General features: G+C 59.4%; 17 protein-coding genes. 13 read left to right on the forward strand and 4 right to left on the reverse strand.

Annotated elements, in window-relative coordinates:
- The first annotated feature begins 87 nt into the window (after positions 1-87).
- From IOD17_RS14720 to IOD17_RS14730, 3 genes are all read left to right on the forward strand, one after another.
- Positions 88-432: a zinc ribbon domain-containing protein YjdM gene (locus IOD17_RS14720; protein WP_233685817.1), complete on the forward strand. Its 345-nt coding sequence runs from the start codon at positions 88-90 to the stop codon at positions 430-432.
- 399 nt (positions 433-831) lie between these two features.
- Positions 832-1,551, forward strand: coding sequence for a substrate-binding periplasmic protein (locus tag IOD17_RS14725; RefSeq protein ID WP_233685818.1), 720 nt, complete (start codon positions 832-834; stop codon positions 1,549-1,551).
- Between the two features lie 19 nt (positions 1,552-1,570).
- The gene (locus IOD17_RS14730) at positions 1,571-1,759 is read left to right on the forward strand and encodes a hypothetical protein (RefSeq protein ID WP_233685819.1); all 189 of its coding nucleotides are present in this window, start codon (positions 1,571-1,573) and stop codon (positions 1,757-1,759) included.
- A gap of 49 nt (positions 1,760-1,808) precedes the next feature.
- On the opposite strand, the gene IOD17_RS14735 is transcribed toward IOD17_RS14730, so the two are convergent.
- Positions 1,809-2,552, reverse strand: a complete 744-nt coding sequence (locus tag IOD17_RS14735; protein WP_233686018.1) for a hypothetical protein — start codon at positions 2,550-2,552, stop codon at positions 1,809-1,811.
- A 296-nt stretch (positions 2,553-2,848) separates the two neighbouring features.
- On the opposite strand from IOD17_RS14735, the gene IOD17_RS14740 reads away from it, so the two are divergent.
- The 6 genes from IOD17_RS14740 (at position 2,849) to IOD17_RS14765 (ending at position 7,277) form a co-directional block, all read left to right on the forward strand.
- On the forward strand, positions 2,849-3,574 hold the full coding sequence (locus tag IOD17_RS14740) for an endonuclease (protein WP_233685820.1): 726 nt from the start codon (positions 2,849-2,851) through the stop codon (positions 3,572-3,574).
- 111 nt (positions 3,575-3,685) lie between these two features.
- Positions 3,686-4,042 carry a hypothetical protein gene (locus tag IOD17_RS14745; RefSeq protein ID WP_233685821.1) on the forward strand — a complete coding sequence of 119 codons (357 nt, stop codon included), beginning with the start codon at positions 3,686-3,688 and terminating at the stop codon, positions 4,040-4,042.
- Between the two features lie 163 nt (positions 4,043-4,205).
- Positions 4,206-4,790 carry a lipoprotein gene (locus IOD17_RS14750; RefSeq protein ID WP_233685822.1) on the forward strand — a complete coding sequence of 195 codons (585 nt, stop codon included), beginning with the start codon at positions 4,206-4,208 and terminating at the stop codon, positions 4,788-4,790.
- A gap of 688 nt (positions 4,791-5,478) precedes the next feature.
- Entirely contained in the window at positions 5,479-6,027 is a 549-nt protein-coding gene (locus IOD17_RS14755; protein ID WP_233685823.1) for an REP-associated tyrosine transposase, read from the forward strand.
- Positions 6,028-6,103: 76 nt separating this feature from the next.
- Positions 6,104-7,087 carry a hypothetical protein gene (locus tag IOD17_RS14760; protein WP_233685824.1) on the forward strand — a complete coding sequence of 328 codons (984 nt, stop codon included), beginning with the start codon at positions 6,104-6,106 and terminating at the stop codon, positions 7,085-7,087.
- Entirely contained in the window at positions 7,071-7,277 is a 207-nt protein-coding gene (locus IOD17_RS14765) for a hypothetical protein (RefSeq protein WP_233685825.1), read from the forward strand. The genes IOD17_RS14760 and IOD17_RS14765 overlap by 17 nt, the downstream gene beginning before the upstream one ends.
- A gap of 71 nt (positions 7,278-7,348) precedes the next feature.
- Here the strand turns inward: IOD17_RS14765 and IOD17_RS14770 are convergent, their stop codons facing one another.
- The 3 genes from IOD17_RS14770 to IOD17_RS14780 form a co-directional block, all read right to left on the reverse strand.
- Entirely contained in the window at positions 7,349-8,122 is a 774-nt protein-coding gene (locus IOD17_RS14770; protein ID WP_233685826.1) for a gamma-glutamyl-gamma-aminobutyrate hydrolase family protein, read from the reverse strand.
- 394 nt (positions 8,123-8,516) lie between these two features.
- Positions 8,517-10,013: a CoA-acylating methylmalonate-semialdehyde dehydrogenase gene (locus tag IOD17_RS14775; protein ID WP_233685827.1), complete on the reverse strand. Its 1,497-nt coding sequence runs from the start codon at positions 10,011-10,013 to the stop codon at positions 8,517-8,519.
- Positions 10,014-10,119: 106 nt separating this feature from the next.
- Positions 10,120-11,466, reverse strand: a complete 1,347-nt coding sequence (locus IOD17_RS14780; protein WP_233685828.1) for an aspartate aminotransferase family protein — start codon at positions 11,464-11,466, stop codon at positions 10,120-10,122.
- A gap of 191 nt (positions 11,467-11,657) precedes the next feature.
- On the opposite strand from IOD17_RS14780, the gene IOD17_RS14785 reads away from it, so the two are divergent.
- The 4 genes from IOD17_RS14785 (at position 11,658) to IOD17_RS14800 (ending at position 15,050) form a co-directional block, all read left to right on the forward strand.
- Positions 11,658-12,575 carry a LysR family transcriptional regulator gene (locus IOD17_RS14785; RefSeq protein WP_233685829.1) on the forward strand — a complete coding sequence of 306 codons (918 nt, stop codon included), beginning with the start codon at positions 11,658-11,660 and terminating at the stop codon, positions 12,573-12,575.
- Positions 12,576-12,731: 156 nt separating this feature from the next.
- Positions 12,732-13,403 (forward strand): TetR/AcrR family transcriptional regulator, encoded by a 672-nt coding sequence (locus IOD17_RS14790; protein WP_233685830.1) that lies wholly within the window; start codon positions 12,732-12,734, stop codon positions 13,401-13,403.
- Positions 13,403-13,987 (forward strand): IMPACT family protein, encoded by a 585-nt coding sequence (locus IOD17_RS14795; protein WP_233685831.1) that lies wholly within the window; start codon positions 13,403-13,405, stop codon positions 13,985-13,987. The genes IOD17_RS14790 and IOD17_RS14795 overlap by 1 nt, the downstream gene beginning before the upstream one ends.
- 115 nt (positions 13,988-14,102) lie before the next feature.
- Positions 14,103-15,050: an adenosine deaminase gene (locus tag IOD17_RS14800; RefSeq protein ID WP_233685832.1), complete on the forward strand. Its 948-nt coding sequence runs from the start codon at positions 14,103-14,105 to the stop codon at positions 15,048-15,050.
- The last annotated feature ends 24 nt before the right edge of the window (positions 15,051-15,074 follow it).

Raw genomic sequence — 15,074 nt, forward strand, 5'->3', positions numbered from 1 at the left:
CGGCCCCCAGCTAACCCAGTTCTTCGAAACAGCGAAAAGCCTTATATAATATGTGGCATTTACTCATCGACCCACCAAGGATACGCCGTGAGCACTCTTCCACCCTGCCCTGAATGCAACTCCGAATACACCTACGAAGACGGCGAGCAGTTAGTCTGCCCGGAGTGCGCCCACGAGTGGTCCGCCACGAGCCCTGGCGACGAAACTAACAATGATGCGCGGGTGATCAAGGACTCGGTAGGCAATGTTCTACAGGATGGTGACACCATCACCGTAATCAAGGATCTGAAAGTCAAAGGCTCGTCCCTAGTGGTCAAGGTTGGCACGAAGGTCAAGGGCATCCGCCTATGCGATGGCGACCATGACATCGATTGCAAGATCGATGGTATCGGCGCAATGAAGCTAAAGTCAGAGTTCGTGCGCAAGGTCTGAACCAGTCTGCGCAAAGGCTAGCCCCCAGCCTGTACCGGGGCGTTGATTGGAATAAAAACGCCCCGGAGCAGCCTGCTCCGGGGGCACAAAAAATCAGTACGACTAGGCAGAGCACGGCAAGGTCTGCCGATACTGCTTGCTTCCAGGCTTGTTACCACCACAGAAACGAGACTACTGCTGCGCAGCGGAACATTGCTGCTCCTGCACTGGACAGAAGCCTCGGCAGCCGCCAGCGAAATCGCTTTATTACCGCCCTCAGATTAAACACCATGCGGCTGAACCTGCCTGCCAGTTCAACGCACCGCCAGCGGAAAACTGCGCCGCCAACGTCGCACGTGCCGCACAATTGGCTAGCATCAATAGCGAGCACTGCGCTCGCTGAAGCCCCTGGAGGACGCCATGCGTATTGTTGCGCTGTGTCTGTTGCTGCTGCCCTGGGCGCTACAGGCCGAGGATTGGAAAGTGGTAGGGGATGAGCAGTTTGCTCCCTACAGCTTTGTCACCGTCGAAAATGATCAGCCGCGCGGTCTGGATGTCGAACTGGTGGAAGCGGTGCTGCAGGAAGCCAAAATCCCCTACAACCTGCGGCTGTACCCCTGGGAGCGGGTCAAGCGCATGCTCGACCGCAATGAAGTGGTAATGGCCTTCCAGTTTGCCGGCACCCCCGAACGCATGCAGCAATACGAACTGGTCGGACCGATCCGCACCGGTTCCACGGTATTTATGACCACCGGCAAAACGGCCATCCGCGACTGGCAGCACCTGGATGACCTGCTGCCCTACGTACTTGGTCAGGTACGTGGCTACGCCTACCAATCGGACTTCGACAAGGCCGAGCTGCGCCGTGATACCAGCGCGCAGAACCCACGCCAGCTGGTGTCGATGCTACTGGCCGGACGGATCGATATCATCGTCGGTGATCGCGCACAGCTGATGTATTTCGTCCGCGAACAACGTGCCGAACAGGACGTACGCATCCTGCAACGGCCGCTGGTGGAAATGCCGCGCTATGTGGCCTTTGCCAAAGGTGATCGCGCCCGTGCCGAGCAGTTCGCAGCAGCCCTTGAGCGTTTGCGCCAGGCTGGTAGCCTGGATGCCATCTATAAACGCTGGCACTGACCCTGACTCCGGAGCCTCCATGCGCCATACCCTGCCTCTGCTCGCCACCACCTTGCTGCTCAGCGCCTGCGGCCTTGGTGAAACCGCCGCCACCGCCAGCCTGCAAGCCGAACAGGCAGCGCAGCTGCAACAGCAGACCGAACAACTCAAGCAACAGATCGAAGCAGCCAACGCGCAGAACAACAAACGCCTGGAAGAAGGATACTGACGCGCGCAGCGGGTGAGTGGCGAACGACGTTTCGGCGCAGGCTCTGGTGCTATTGCACCGGCAGGAAGTTCATAAACAGCAGACTCTGGGCATAGCTCACCCCCATACGCCGGTAACGCTCATCCAGCACATCGGTGAGCAAATCCAGACGCGCGACGATCTTGCCAAACTCCACGGCATAGCTGAGGTTGTGTCCATCCGCAGAAATCTCATTGGACAGCAGCCACGGCTTGCCCTCGGCATCGGTGCGCCGGGCCAGCATCCAACTGGCCTTCTCCATATTGCGCGCGGCGTTATGCACGAATTGTGGGTCCAGCGTGTCGCTCAGGTAGTACTCGGTGCGGCCGCCATGGGCGGTGATCAGCATGCTGGCCAGTGAATAGATAAACGCGCCAACCCGGTCACCCTGATACTCGGCGCTCAGGGCATAGCTCAGCGCGGCAATATCGGTGCGGCCACCCAACTGCGGCAACGGCTGATCCAGCTCAATGGCGCGGTGCACCGCACGCTTGGCGGCCTCGGCATCAGGCAGGCCGGTCTTGCGCCATTCGCGTGGGTTACGCAGGTACAGCTTGTCCATCAAGCGATAGAGGCTGTTGAGGTTATTGCGCATGCCCAGGGTGGCCATGCGGTCGGCGTGGCTCTGGAAGAATTCGGTGGGTTTGATCGGGCTGCTGTTGCTGATGATGCTCTGATGATCCTGCCGCGAAGCACAACCGCCCAACGCCAGCAGCGTGACCAGTGCCAGCCCGACCACAGCACCGCAGCGCCGCGACAGAGCCATGCTCGGCATGTCGTAGGCGCGTTGTTCCAGCCTGGGTAAACGCTGCACAGTACTCATCAGAGGAGGTCATCCGCTGCGGTGTGATGGGGGTAACGCTAGCAACAAAATCCAGATTGGCCAGTTTTTCTGCCCAAAGGCATGACTTGCAGCACAATCAAGCACCTAGCGATACAAGCTCAGGTTGTGTCCGAACAGACCACCGTCACGGCAAAAAGTTGAGAACCACCACCCGCATACCCGACGAACACCCCGTTGCAGAGCGGTTTTAACGGTATGATCCGCAGCTTTTTGCCGCCGAGAAGCCCATGCCGCACCTGCTTGTCCTGTTTTGCCTGCTGTTCGCCCTGCCCGCCTTCGCCGAAGCCCCACAAAGCTTCAATGCCGCCAAGAAAATCGCCTGGCAGATCTACGCCGCACGCCCCACCACCTTCTATTGCCAGTGTCACTACAGCGGTAACCGTGTCGATCTCGATAGCTGCGGCTACCACCCGCGCAAACAACAGCGCCACGCCCAGCGCGTGGAATGGGAACATGTGGTGCCGGCCTGGGTGATCGGTCACCAACGCCAATGCTGGCAACAAGGCGGCCGCAAGAATTGCGCGCGCAACGATGCACGCTTCAAGGCCGCCGAAGCCGACCTGCACAACCTGGTGCCGAGCATCGGCGAAGTAAATGGCGACCGCTCCAACTACGCCCTCGGCATGCTCAGCGACAAACCTACGCAGTACGGAAGCTGCCCGATGGTGGTCAACTTCAAGGCCAAGACCGCCATGCCGCCGCCGCAGGCACGCGGTGCAGCGGCGCGCATCTACCTGTACATGGCCGAACGCTACCAACTGCGCCTGTCCACACTCGACCGCCGCACCTACGAAGCCTGGAACCGCCAATACCCGATCAGCGAATGGGGGCGCTGGCGCAACCAGCAGGTTGGCTGCGTGATGGGCCACAGCAACCCCTATGTCGGCCCTATCGACCTGGGCCAGTGCCGCTCGCTGCAACGCGCTTCTGGCGAACACAGCAAACGCGGCTGAATACCGTTCAGCGCTTTTACACAGCCTTTACATTGGCCGCTGCAATGCCGAGCCCCGCGCAGTGTCGAAACAGGCAGCCGGGAAAGACCGGTTTGCAGAGGAGTTTCCATCATGCTGTCGCGTATCCCCCTTATCACAGGCCTGGTGACCAGCCTTGCGCTGCTTGGCCAGGCCCCGGCACAGGCCTCCAACCGCGACGCGGCCATTGCCGGCGCGGTGGTGGGGGCGGTGATTGGCGGTGTCATCATGAGCCAGAGCCGCCCGGTGCAGGTGTATGAACCGCCACCACCGGCGTACTACCCACCACCGCCAGCCGCCTACTACCCGCCGCCAGTGGTGTATTACGAGCCGCGCCCGGTCTACTACACCCCCGGCCCGGTGTATTACGTCCCCGAACCACCCCGCCGCCACCGTTGGCATGGCTATCAACACCGCCGCCACCACGACGGCTATGGCCGCCGCTGGTAACAAAAAGCCCCGCCAGAGCGGGGCTTTTTTGTAGGAGAAGGGTAAAGGTCAAAGCACATTGCCATCACTGCACATTGCCATTAGCCTGTGCGCCGCCCAGGGACGGGCGATAGCAGATGGTCGTTCCTTGCGCATTAACCCGCTGTATCGACAAGGATTCGCCATGAAAAAGATTGCCTACCTGCTGGCCCTGACCCTGCTCGCCACCCTGACCGGTTGCACCATCAAGCACCCGATTGCCGAGGACTACCCCGCCTACCTGAGTAACAACACCGGGGATAGCCAACTGCCCAGCGCCAGCGGCCCTGCCGCCTACACCCTGAGCCCGGCCACCAGCAGCCACCATTACGAATTCCGCTCCGCCGTGGTGGGCCATGCCAACCTGTGGATCGTCAACTTCGGCCAGATGCTCGACAACACCCTGCAATCGGCGGACGTACAACAAGCCTTCGGCCGCCTCGAAGCGCGCCAGAGTGGTGATTTGCCGCTGCTGAGCTTCGAGCTGCAGGAATACCGCTTCGCCGACTTCCGCGCCTACATCACCTTGAAGGTGAACGTCAGCGCCGATGAACAGCAGCTGTTCTCCAAAACCTACAAGGTCGAGGGCAAAAGCCAGGGAGGCAAAATGTTCTGGGGCGGCTCCTTCGCCATGAAAAACGCCATCCAGCAATCCACCAAACTGGCCCTGGACGACATCCTGCGCGAGTTTATTCAGGACTATAACCAGCTCAATCTGGCCCAGAAGTAAGCGGTAAAGCATCGACCCAACGATGAATTGGGCCGATTGATACTGGATTGACCGGGATTACGCTTTTCGCCCTTACGGCGAGTCACTTTCTCTTTGCGCGCGCAAAGAGAAAGTAACCAAAGAGAAAGCGCGCCCGGCATCCGGGTTTCGGGGATCGCGTTGCTTGGAAGATTTGTGGACGACAGAGCCTAAAAGCCAAAGCAAAAGCATCGCGGCCATGGGCCGCTCCTACGGGTACGTAGTCGTAGCCTGTAGGGCGGGTGAAACCCACCATGCTTTTTGCTTTTCAATCCACGATTACACAGACGACGCCAAACGCCCCATCAGAAGGCCGAGTGGAATCGTTGCGCAAGGGGTTGAGCGGCATGGATGCCGCGAGAGCCGCGATGGGCCAGGGATGGCCCTTCGCGGCGGGCCCCTGGAGCAATGATGGAACGAGGGAAGTCGAGCGCAGCGAGACCCGGATGCAAGGGGCAAGACCTTTTGCTTACTTTTGGGGCGTTTGCCAAAAGTGAGCCGCCGTAAGGGCGGAACCGTTAGACCAAACAACACAAAAGCGGCGGGTACACACCAACCGCCAAGCAACACACCCGTAGGATGGGTTGAGCAACGCGATACCCATCACCCAAACACCCACAATTCACGCAACTACACTCAGCCAACCCGGCTTCTGCAAAGGACTGCAGCCATGACTGACTACCGCCGCGACCACACACCAGGCTCCACCTGGTTCTTTACCCTCAACCTAGCCGACCGCCGCCAGGCGTTATTAACCGAACAGATCGACCTGCTGCGCGCCAACTTTCGCAAGGTCATGCGCCAACATCCCTGGAAAATTGATGCCATCGTGATCTTGGCGGATCACCTGCACGCGCTATGCACCTTGCCCGCTGGTGATGCCGATTTCGCCGTGCGCTGGCGATTGATCAAAACCGGCTTTTCACGCGCCTTGCCCTATGGCGAACGAACATCCGCCAGTCGCCAGCGCAAAAACGAACGCGGAATATGGCAGAGGCGTTATTGGGAACATCGCATACGCGACCAGGCGGATTTCAACCGCCATATCGATTACATCCACCACAACCCGCGCAAGCATGGACATGTACAGCACGTAGCCGATTGGCCATGGTCATCGTTTCATCGGTATGTGCGAGCGGGGATATTGCCGGGGGATTGGGCGGGTAGCGAAGGGATAGATGAAGCCGTTGGCGAACGCAGCAGTGATGATTTCAGATAGCCATTATTGATGGGTATCGCTACGCTCAACCCATCCTACGGGTCTGACCTTTTTTCTAATACATAGAGAAACCACAATGAACATTGAGGCAACACTCGATAAAGCCATACAAAATCGAAAGACAGAAAACAAAATAGTCAAATCATCTGTAATAGCCTCTAGCACATGGACAACACTTATTGCCCCGATAATTATTGGCGCCGCAATAACCCGAGCGATACCAACCAACAACATAACACTTGCAGAAGGTATTTCCTACGCAACCTTTGCCGCCATACACATTTTATGCACAATTATAATATTCAGATCATCATCAATGCACTCTCTATCAAATGACGCAGAAGAAATAATAGAAGAAAACAAAAAGCTGAACGAAGTACTTCTACCAGAAGCAATCCAATACTCTAAACTCCAGCAACTTCAAACAATCACATGCTACCTCGCAACATTAGAATTAGAACAAGCAATTGAAGAGCTCAATAAATCAAAAAACCTTACCATCAGCGAATTTATACAAACAGCAGACGGACACGTTGCAAGAATACTAAAACCCCTCAGCGACAATCGCGAAGACTTGTTCATGTACAAAGAGGGCTCTCTTTACAATATAGCTCTCTATATCCACGCACCCGAAACCAATCTTCTGAACATAAGATGGCGCGACTGCGACAAAAGACTTAACCAAACCAATAGGAGCTGGCAACCAGGCTTTGGACATGTCGGCTTATCTTTCCTTCACAATGAAATCAAAATATGTCCAGACATATCAAAAAGCACTGAATTAACTAGTAGCTATACTGAGTCCGACACCAAACAATACCGTTCATTTCTATCAGTACCAATCTCTGAATGCCAGCGATCAGATCATGAGACAAATGGTGCTTCACAAAAACCTTTTGGAGTGATAGTTTTAACAAGCGCTGCGCCTGAGCAGTTCTCGCTACAGCGAGATAAAGTATTGATGCTAACAATAGCCAAGCTACTATCCATATACATAGACAAGCTGCACAGTAGTTCCAGCATGATAGTCAAGGAGGAAACCAATGAAGAGCAAGCCTAATTTCTTCTCAAACTATGTGAAAAGTGAACTTAGTACAGAAAAATCAATTTCAATGAGCTTTGAAGGCGAATTGATTAGCAGCCTCTCATCAAGCACATCCTTTGCAAAGGAATGGATCTCCGCCGAGCAAGAGGAAGGAGCCAAATATTTGATTCATATCATGAAAGAAAAAGCAAAATTAGCCAGCTAATAATTCGTTGAGCCATCGACAGAAAGGCCCGCTGTATAGCGGGCCTTTTTCTTTCAATGTGAGTTTTAGACTCACGCTAATGAGGTCGCCTCACTCCTCCGCTCAGACTTCCTCACCTGATACTCCCTCGCCGCCTGATGAAACGCCCCCAACAGCGCGTTGTAATCCGCCTTTTCCCAATAGCGATACTCGGGATGCCACTGCACCCCAACAGCAAACGCCTTGGCCCCAATCACACTGACCGCCTCGATCTGCCCATCCTCGGCCACAGCCTCAACCTGCAAGCCCTCGCCAAGTCGATCAACCCCCTGACCATGCAATGAGTTGACCTTGATCTGCCGCTCGCCGAACAGCGAATGCAACACGCCGCCCTCGGTCAGGGCGACGTTGTGCATCGGGCCGTAGGCCACGTCATCCGGTACGTCCTTCACCTCGCGGTGATCGAGACGCCCTTCCACCTCATGCACCTCGCGGTGCAGGGTGCCGCCAAACAGCACGTTCATTTCCTGCATGCCCCGGCAGATGCCGAGGAAGGGAATGCCGCGATCAATACAGGCGCGCAGCAGGCGCAGTACGGTTTCATCGCGGGGTTTGTCGGCCAGGCCGAGACCGGGGTGGTCGTCGCCGTAGAAGCTGGGGTGCACGTTGGAGAGTGAGCCGCCGAACATGATGCCGCTGACGCTATCCAGCACCGTGTCCATATCCAGGTCATCGCCGAAAGCCGGGATCATCAGCGGGAAGGCACCAAAGCCGGTGACGGCGTGGATGTACTTCTCGCCGACCAGGTGAAACCAGCCGATATCACGGCTGGTCAGCTGCCAACGGCACAGGGGAAGGCCAATCATGGGTTTGCTCATTGCAAGGAGTCCTCTTCATTAGTCATTGAAGTGGGCTGCCCTTGGGAGAGCGGGCTTGCGGGCCAGGAAACCCTGAACCCGCTCACCCAAGGGGTGCCGTAACCTGCGGTCACTGCACAAACGCCGCGCCCGCGCGGCTGGTTTGTTGCGTAAAGCGGTACTGCTCCCCTCGCCCATTTATGGGAGAGGGGCTGGGGGAGAGGGTTGAAAACACCGCAAAGCGGGCAACTGCCCCCTCTCCCTAACCCTCTCCCCAAAGGGGCGAGGGGACTGATCGCATGTACGCGGATGGTCGCGAAGATCGCCAGCAAGCTGGCTCCTACAGGTCGTCATCCACATCTAAAAAGGGGGCTGATCCTGCGATCAGCCCCCTGGGTGTTACTTAGCCATTACTCGGGAAGGCGAACTGCGCCGCTTCGTGGCTGGCGCGCTGCGGCCAGCGCTGGGTGATGGCTTTTTTGCGGGTGTAGAAGCGCACACCGTCCGGGCCGTAGGCGTGCAGGTCGCCGAACAGCGAGCGCTTCCAGCCGCCGAAGCTGTGGTAGGCCACCGGCACCGGCAGCGGTACGTTGACGCCGACCATGCCGACTTCGATTTCGTCGCAGAACAGCCGCGCGGCTTCACCGTCACGGGTGAAGATGCAGGTGCCGTTGCCGTATTCGTGGTCGTTGATCAGCTGCATGGCCGCTTCCAGGCTGCCGACACGGACGATGCACAGCACGGGGCCGAAGATTTCGTCGGTGTAGATGGTCATCTCAGGCGTGACTCGGTCAAAAAGCGTGCCGCCGACGAAATAGCCATTCTCATGGCCAGCCACCACTAAATCACGACCGTCGACCACCAGGCTTGCGCCCTGGGCCACACCGGCGTCGATATAGCCTTTGACCTTGTCACGCGCCGCGCCAGTTACCAGCGGCCCCATGTCCAGGCCGCAGGAGGTGCCGGCACCGATTTTCAGCGCCTTGATTTGCGGGACGATCTTCTCGACCAGGGCATCGGCAATCTGGTCGCCGACGCACACGGCCACGGAGATGGCCATGCAGCGCTCGCCGCAGGAACCGTAGGCCGCGCCCATCAGTGCGCTGACGGCGTTGTCCAGGTCGGCATCGGGCATCAGTACGGCGTGGTTCTTCGCGCCGCCCAAGGCCTGGACGCGCTTACCGCGCTTGGTGCCTTCGCTGTAGATGTATTCGGCAATCGGCGTGGAGCCGACAAAGCTCAGGGTTTTGACTTCCGGCGCTTCGATCAGCGCATCCACCGCTTCCTTGTCGCCGTGCACCACGTTGAGCACGCCTTTTGGCAGACCAGCCTCTTGCAGCAGTTGGGCGATATACAGGGTGGAGCTTGGGTCACGCTCGGACGGCTTGAGGATGAAGCAGTTACCGCAGACGATGGCCAGCGGGTACATCCACAGCGGCACCATGGCCGGGAAGTTGAACGGGGTGATGCCGGCCACGACGCCGATTGGCTGCAGGTCGCTCCAGGCGTCGATATTCGGGCCGACGTTGCGGCTGTACTCGCCCTTGAGGATTTCCGGGGCAGCGCAGGCGAATTCGACGTTTTCGATACCGCGCTTGAGTTCGCCCACGGCGTCTTCGATGGTCTTGCCGTGCTCTTCGCTGATCAGCTTGGCGATGGTCGCTTCATGCTGCTCCAGCAGTTGCTTGAAACGGAACATCACCTGGGCGCGCTTGGCCGGCGGGGTGTTGCGCCAGGCCGGGAAGGCGCTCTTGGCCGAGTCGATGGCCAGTTGCATGGTGGCGCGGTCGGCCAGGGCAACTTTCTTGGTGGCGGCGCCGGTGGACGGGTTGAACACATCAGCGCTGCGGCCGGTGCCGGCAGTCAGTTCGCCGTGGATCAGGTGGTTAACGATGGTCATGGCAGTTCCTTAATAACGGATCTTGTTTTTGTAGGAGCCAGCTTGCTGGCGATCAGCCTTAAAAGCATCGCCAGCAAGCTGGCTCCTACAGGGAATAGTGTTTGGATTAATCCAGGCTGTTCAGCACATCGCCAACGGCGTTGAACACGGAGTCCAGCTGCTCGGGCGTGGTGTTGAAGGTTGGCCCGAACTGCAGGGTGTCGCCACCGAAGCGCACGTAGAAACCGGCGTTCCACAGTTTGATGCCGGCCTCGAAGGGGCGGATCACCGGGTCGCCGTCACGCGGGCTGATCTGGATCGCGCCGGCCAGGCCGCAGTTGCGGATGTCGATCACGTTCTTGCTGCCTTTGAGGCTGTGCAGCTTGTCTTCGAAGATCGGTGCCAGGGCCGCCGATTGCTCGATCAGGTTGTCGCGCTTGAGCAGCTCCAGGGTGGCCAGGCCAGCGGCGCAGGCGACCGGGTGGCCCGAGTAGGTGTAGCCGTGGCCGAACTCGACCATGTGCTCGGGGATCGCCTGGTTCATAAAGGTGTTGTAGATCTCGCTGGTGGCGATCACTGCGCCCAGGGGAATCGCGCCGTTGGTGATCTGCTTGGCGGTGTTCATCAGGTCCGGCACCACGCCGAAGAACTCGGCACCGGTCCACTTGCCCATACGGCCGTAAGCGGTGATCACTTCGTCAAAGATCAGCAGGATGTTGTGCTGGGTGCAGATTTCACGCAGGCGTTGCAGGTAGCCGACTGGCGGCACGATCACCCCAGCGGAACCGGACATAGGCTCGACGATCACCGCGGCGATGTTCGAAGCGTCGTGCAGTTCGATCAGTTTCAGCAGCTCGTTGGCCAGCTCTACGCCGCCAGTGGCCGCCATGCCCTTGGTGAAGGCCAGGTGCGACTGCAGGGTGTGCGGCAGGTGGTCGGCGTCCATCATCTGGCCGAACATCTTGCGGTTGCCGCCGATGCCGCCCAGCGAGGTGCCGGCGATGTTTACGCCGTGATAACCACGGGCACGGCCGATAAATTTGGTTTTGCTCGGCTGGCCTTTCAGGCGCCAGTAGGCACGAGCCATCTTCACCGAGGTGTCGGCGCACTCGGAGCCGGAGTCGGTGTAGAACACGTGATCGAGGCCGGCCGGGGTCAGCTCGGTGATTTTCTCGGCCAGCTGATAGGACAGCGGGTGGCCGTACTGGAAGCCCGGTGCGTAATCCAGGGTGCCCAGCTGCTTGGCTACGGCTTCCTGAATTTCTTTGCGGTTGTGCCCGGCACCACAGGTCCACAGCCCGGACAGGCTGTCGAACACGCGGCGGCCCTTGTCATCGATGAAGTAATTGCCGTCGGCGCCGACGATCAGACGCGGGTCGCGCTTGAAGTTGCGGTTGGCGGAAAACGGCATCCAGTGCGCATCCAGCTTGAGCTGGCTGGCCAGGGACGGGACTTCGGTCTGCGGCATGTTCATGGTGCGGCCTCGCGTATGGGCGACTGAGCGATGTAGATACCGTGGCAGGGGCTTTAGCCGCGAGGCTCAGCAGCTGTCGCGGCTGAAGCCCCTCCCACAGAGAAAGCGAATCTGTTGCCAGCAAAGGTGCCACGGGCTTAGAGTCAGGAAAACATGACTCTTCATATCTTTAGTTAACTGGTTACTAAACAATGAGCACCCGCCGCCCCGACCCGCTGGCCCAGGTCAGTGACTTTGATATTCGCCTGCTCAAGCTGTTTCGCAGCGTGGTGGAATGTGGTGGTTTCTCCGCCGCCGAAAGCGCCCTGGGGATTGGCCGCTCGGCAATCAGCCAACAGATGAGCGACCTGGAACAACGCCTCGGCCTGCGTCTGTGCCAGCGCGGCCGCGCCGGCTTTGCCCTGACCGAAGAAGGCCGTGAGGTGTACCAGAGCACCCAGCAGCTGCTGGCGGCGCTTGAGAGTTTTCGCACTGAGGTCAACGGCCTGCACCAGCACCTACGCGGCGAACTGAATATCGGCCTGACCGACAACCTGGTAACGGTGCCGCATATGCGCATCACCAACGCCCTAGCGCGCCTGAAAGAGCGTGGCCCGGACGTGCATATCCACATCCGCATGACACCGCCCAGCGAGGTTGAGCAAGGCGTACTCGACGGCCGCCTGCATATCGGCGTGGTGCCGCAGACCGTGGCGTTGTCCGGGCTGGACTACCAGGCGCTGTACGACGAGCGTTCGCTGCTCTACTGCGCGGTCGGCCACCCGCTGTTCTATGTCGATGATCAGCAACTGGAAGACGCGCGGCTGAACGCTCAGGAGGCCATCGCCCCGACCTTCCGCCTGCCGCCCGAAGTGCAGAGCCACTACCAGGCACTCAACTGCACCGCCAGCGCCTCGGACCGCGAAGGCATGGCCTTTCTGATCCTCACCGGGCGCTATATCGGCTACCTGCCCGACCACTACGCTCAGGCCTGGGTGCAGCAGGGCCGCCTGCGCGTACTCAAGCCGGCCAGCCGCTTCTACGACATCAGCCTGGCCTCGGTGACGCGCAAGGGCCGCCGCCCGCATCTGGTGCTGGAGAGCTTTCTGCAAGCTCTGGCCGAGGCCTGAGACCCGGATCAGAACAGCGCCAAATACGCACAAGGACGGTGCAAAGCTCGCTTAAATAGGGCTTGTAACGCTTTTTCCGCCCCTTGCGCTTGTCACCTCGGCGGCGCTGGGGTATCAGTGCAGGCGTCCGAAAACCTGACCCCTGCGGAACCGCCCATGACTGTTGAAGTACTTGCGCACCGAGCCGATCCGACCAACAAACCTGCCGGCCGGATTCGGCAGAAAAACGAAGAGGCGATCATCAAGGCCGCCGAGGAAGAGTTCGCCCGCCACGGCTTCAAAGGCACCAGCATGAACACCATCGCGCAGAACGTTGGCCTGCCCAAGGCCAACCTGCACTACTACTTCAGCAACAAGCTGGGGCTGTATCAGGCGGTGCTGGTGAACATCCTTGAGCTGTGGGACAACACCTTCAACAACCTGACTGTCGACGACGACCCAGCCACCGCGCTGGCTGCGTATATCCGCGCCAAGATGGAATTCTCCCGCCGCCACCCGAAAGCTTCGCGCATCTACGCCATGGAAGTGATCAGCGGTGGCGAGCACCTTTCACAGATGCTCAATCAGGATTACCAGGCCTGGTTCCGTGGCCGCGCTGCGGTGTTTTCCGCCTGGAGTGCGGCCGGCAAGATGGACCCTGTGGACCCGGTGCACCTGATCTTCCTGCTGTGGGGCAGCACCCAGCATTACGCAGACTTTGCTTCGCAGATCTGCCGCGTCACCGGCCGCTCGCGCCTGGTGAAAGCCGATTACGAAGAAGCCGCCGACCAGCTGATCGCCATCATCCTCAAGGGCTGCGGCCTGACCCCGCCAACCAAAGACGCCTGATGCCCTTCACCCTGCTCGGCCCTTGCGAGTACCGCGAGGAAATTCGCAAAAGCCGCTTTATCGCCCTCGCCGCGCCGGTTGCCAGCGCGGCCGAGGCGCAGGCATTTATCACCGCGCACAGCGATGCCAGCGCCAGCCATAACTGCTGGGCCTGGAAGGTAGGGGCGCAATACCGTTTCAGTGACGACGGCGAACCCGGCGGCACCGCAGGCCGGCCAATCCTCGCTGCCATCGAAGCCCAGGTGATGGACCAGGTGGCGGTGCTGGTAGTCCGCTTTTACGGCGGCATCCAGCTCGGCACCGGTGGCCTGGCACGCGCTTATGGCGGCAGCGCCAATAAGTGTCTGCAAAGCGCCCCGCGCCGCGAGCTGATCGCCCGCGAGTCCTATCGCTGCCACTGCCTGTTTGCCGAACTGCCGCTGCTCAAGGCGCGCTTGGCGGAACTCGACTGCCTGCTGGAGAACGAAAGCTACGACGCCACCGGAGCCGAATTGCAACTGGCCCTCCCCGCACCCCGCGCTGCCGAACTGCAACGGCTGCTGGCGGATATAAGCCGTGGACGCATTGCGTTGCAACCGCTGTAGAGCCAGTCGCTGCTAAAGCCCCTCCCACAAGTAGCGCATCGCCCTACCGATTCGGCGAAATCCTGTCCTAGCGGTTAAACTTTGTCGCGACCCCGCCTGATAACGAGATCTGACCATGTACGACTGGCTCAATGCCCTGCCCAAGGCCGAACTGCACCTGCACATTGAGGGCTCGCTGGAGCCCGAGTTGCTGTTTGCCCTGGCCGAGCGCAACAAGATCAAACTACCCTGGAATGACGTTGAAGCGCTGCGCAGCGCTTATGCCTTCAACAACCTGCAGGAATTTCTCGACCTGTATTACGCCGGTGCCGATGTACTGCGCACCGAGCAGGACTTTTACGACCTGACCTGGGCCTACCTGCAAAAGTGCAAGGCGCAGAACGTCATCCACACCGAGCCGTTCTTCGACCCGCAGACCCACACCGACCGTGGCATTCCCTTCGAGGTGGTGCTGCGCGGGATCAAGCAGGCGCTGGTCGATGGCGAGAAACAACTGGGCATCAGCCACGGCCTGATCCTGAGCTTTCTGCGCCATCTGTCCGAGGAAGAAGCGTTCAAGACCCTGGAGCAGGCCATGCCGTTTCGCGATGCGTTTATTGCCGTCGGCCTGGACAGCTCGGAGATGGGCCACCCGCCGAGCAAGTTCCAGCGGGTGTTCGACAAGGCGCGCAGCGAGGGCTATCTGGCCGTCGCCCATGCGGGCGAGGAAGGCCCGCCCGAGTACATCTGGGAAGCCCTGGACCTGTTGAAGATCGAGCGCATCGACCACGGCGTGCGCGCCATCGAAGACGAGCGCCTGATGCAGCGCATCATCGATGAGCAGATCCCGCTGACTGTCTGCCCGCTGTCCAATACCAAGCTCTGCGTGTTCGATGACATGCGCCAGCACAACATCCTGCAGATGCTCGAACGCGGGGTGAAGGTGACGGTGAACTCGGACGACCCGGCCTACTTTGGCGGCTACGTCACTGAGAACTTCGCGGCTCTGTATGATAGCCTGAACATGACCCAGGAACAGGCCAAGCGCCTGGCGCAGAACAGCCTGGATGCACGATTGGTCTGAGGCTGAAAGTCGCCGCTAAAGCGC

This window comes from Pseudomonas anguilliseptica (assembly GCF_021375795.1).
Taxonomy (GTDB): domain Bacteria; phylum Pseudomonadota; class Gammaproteobacteria; order Pseudomonadales; family Pseudomonadaceae; genus Aquipseudomonas; species Aquipseudomonas anguilliseptica_A.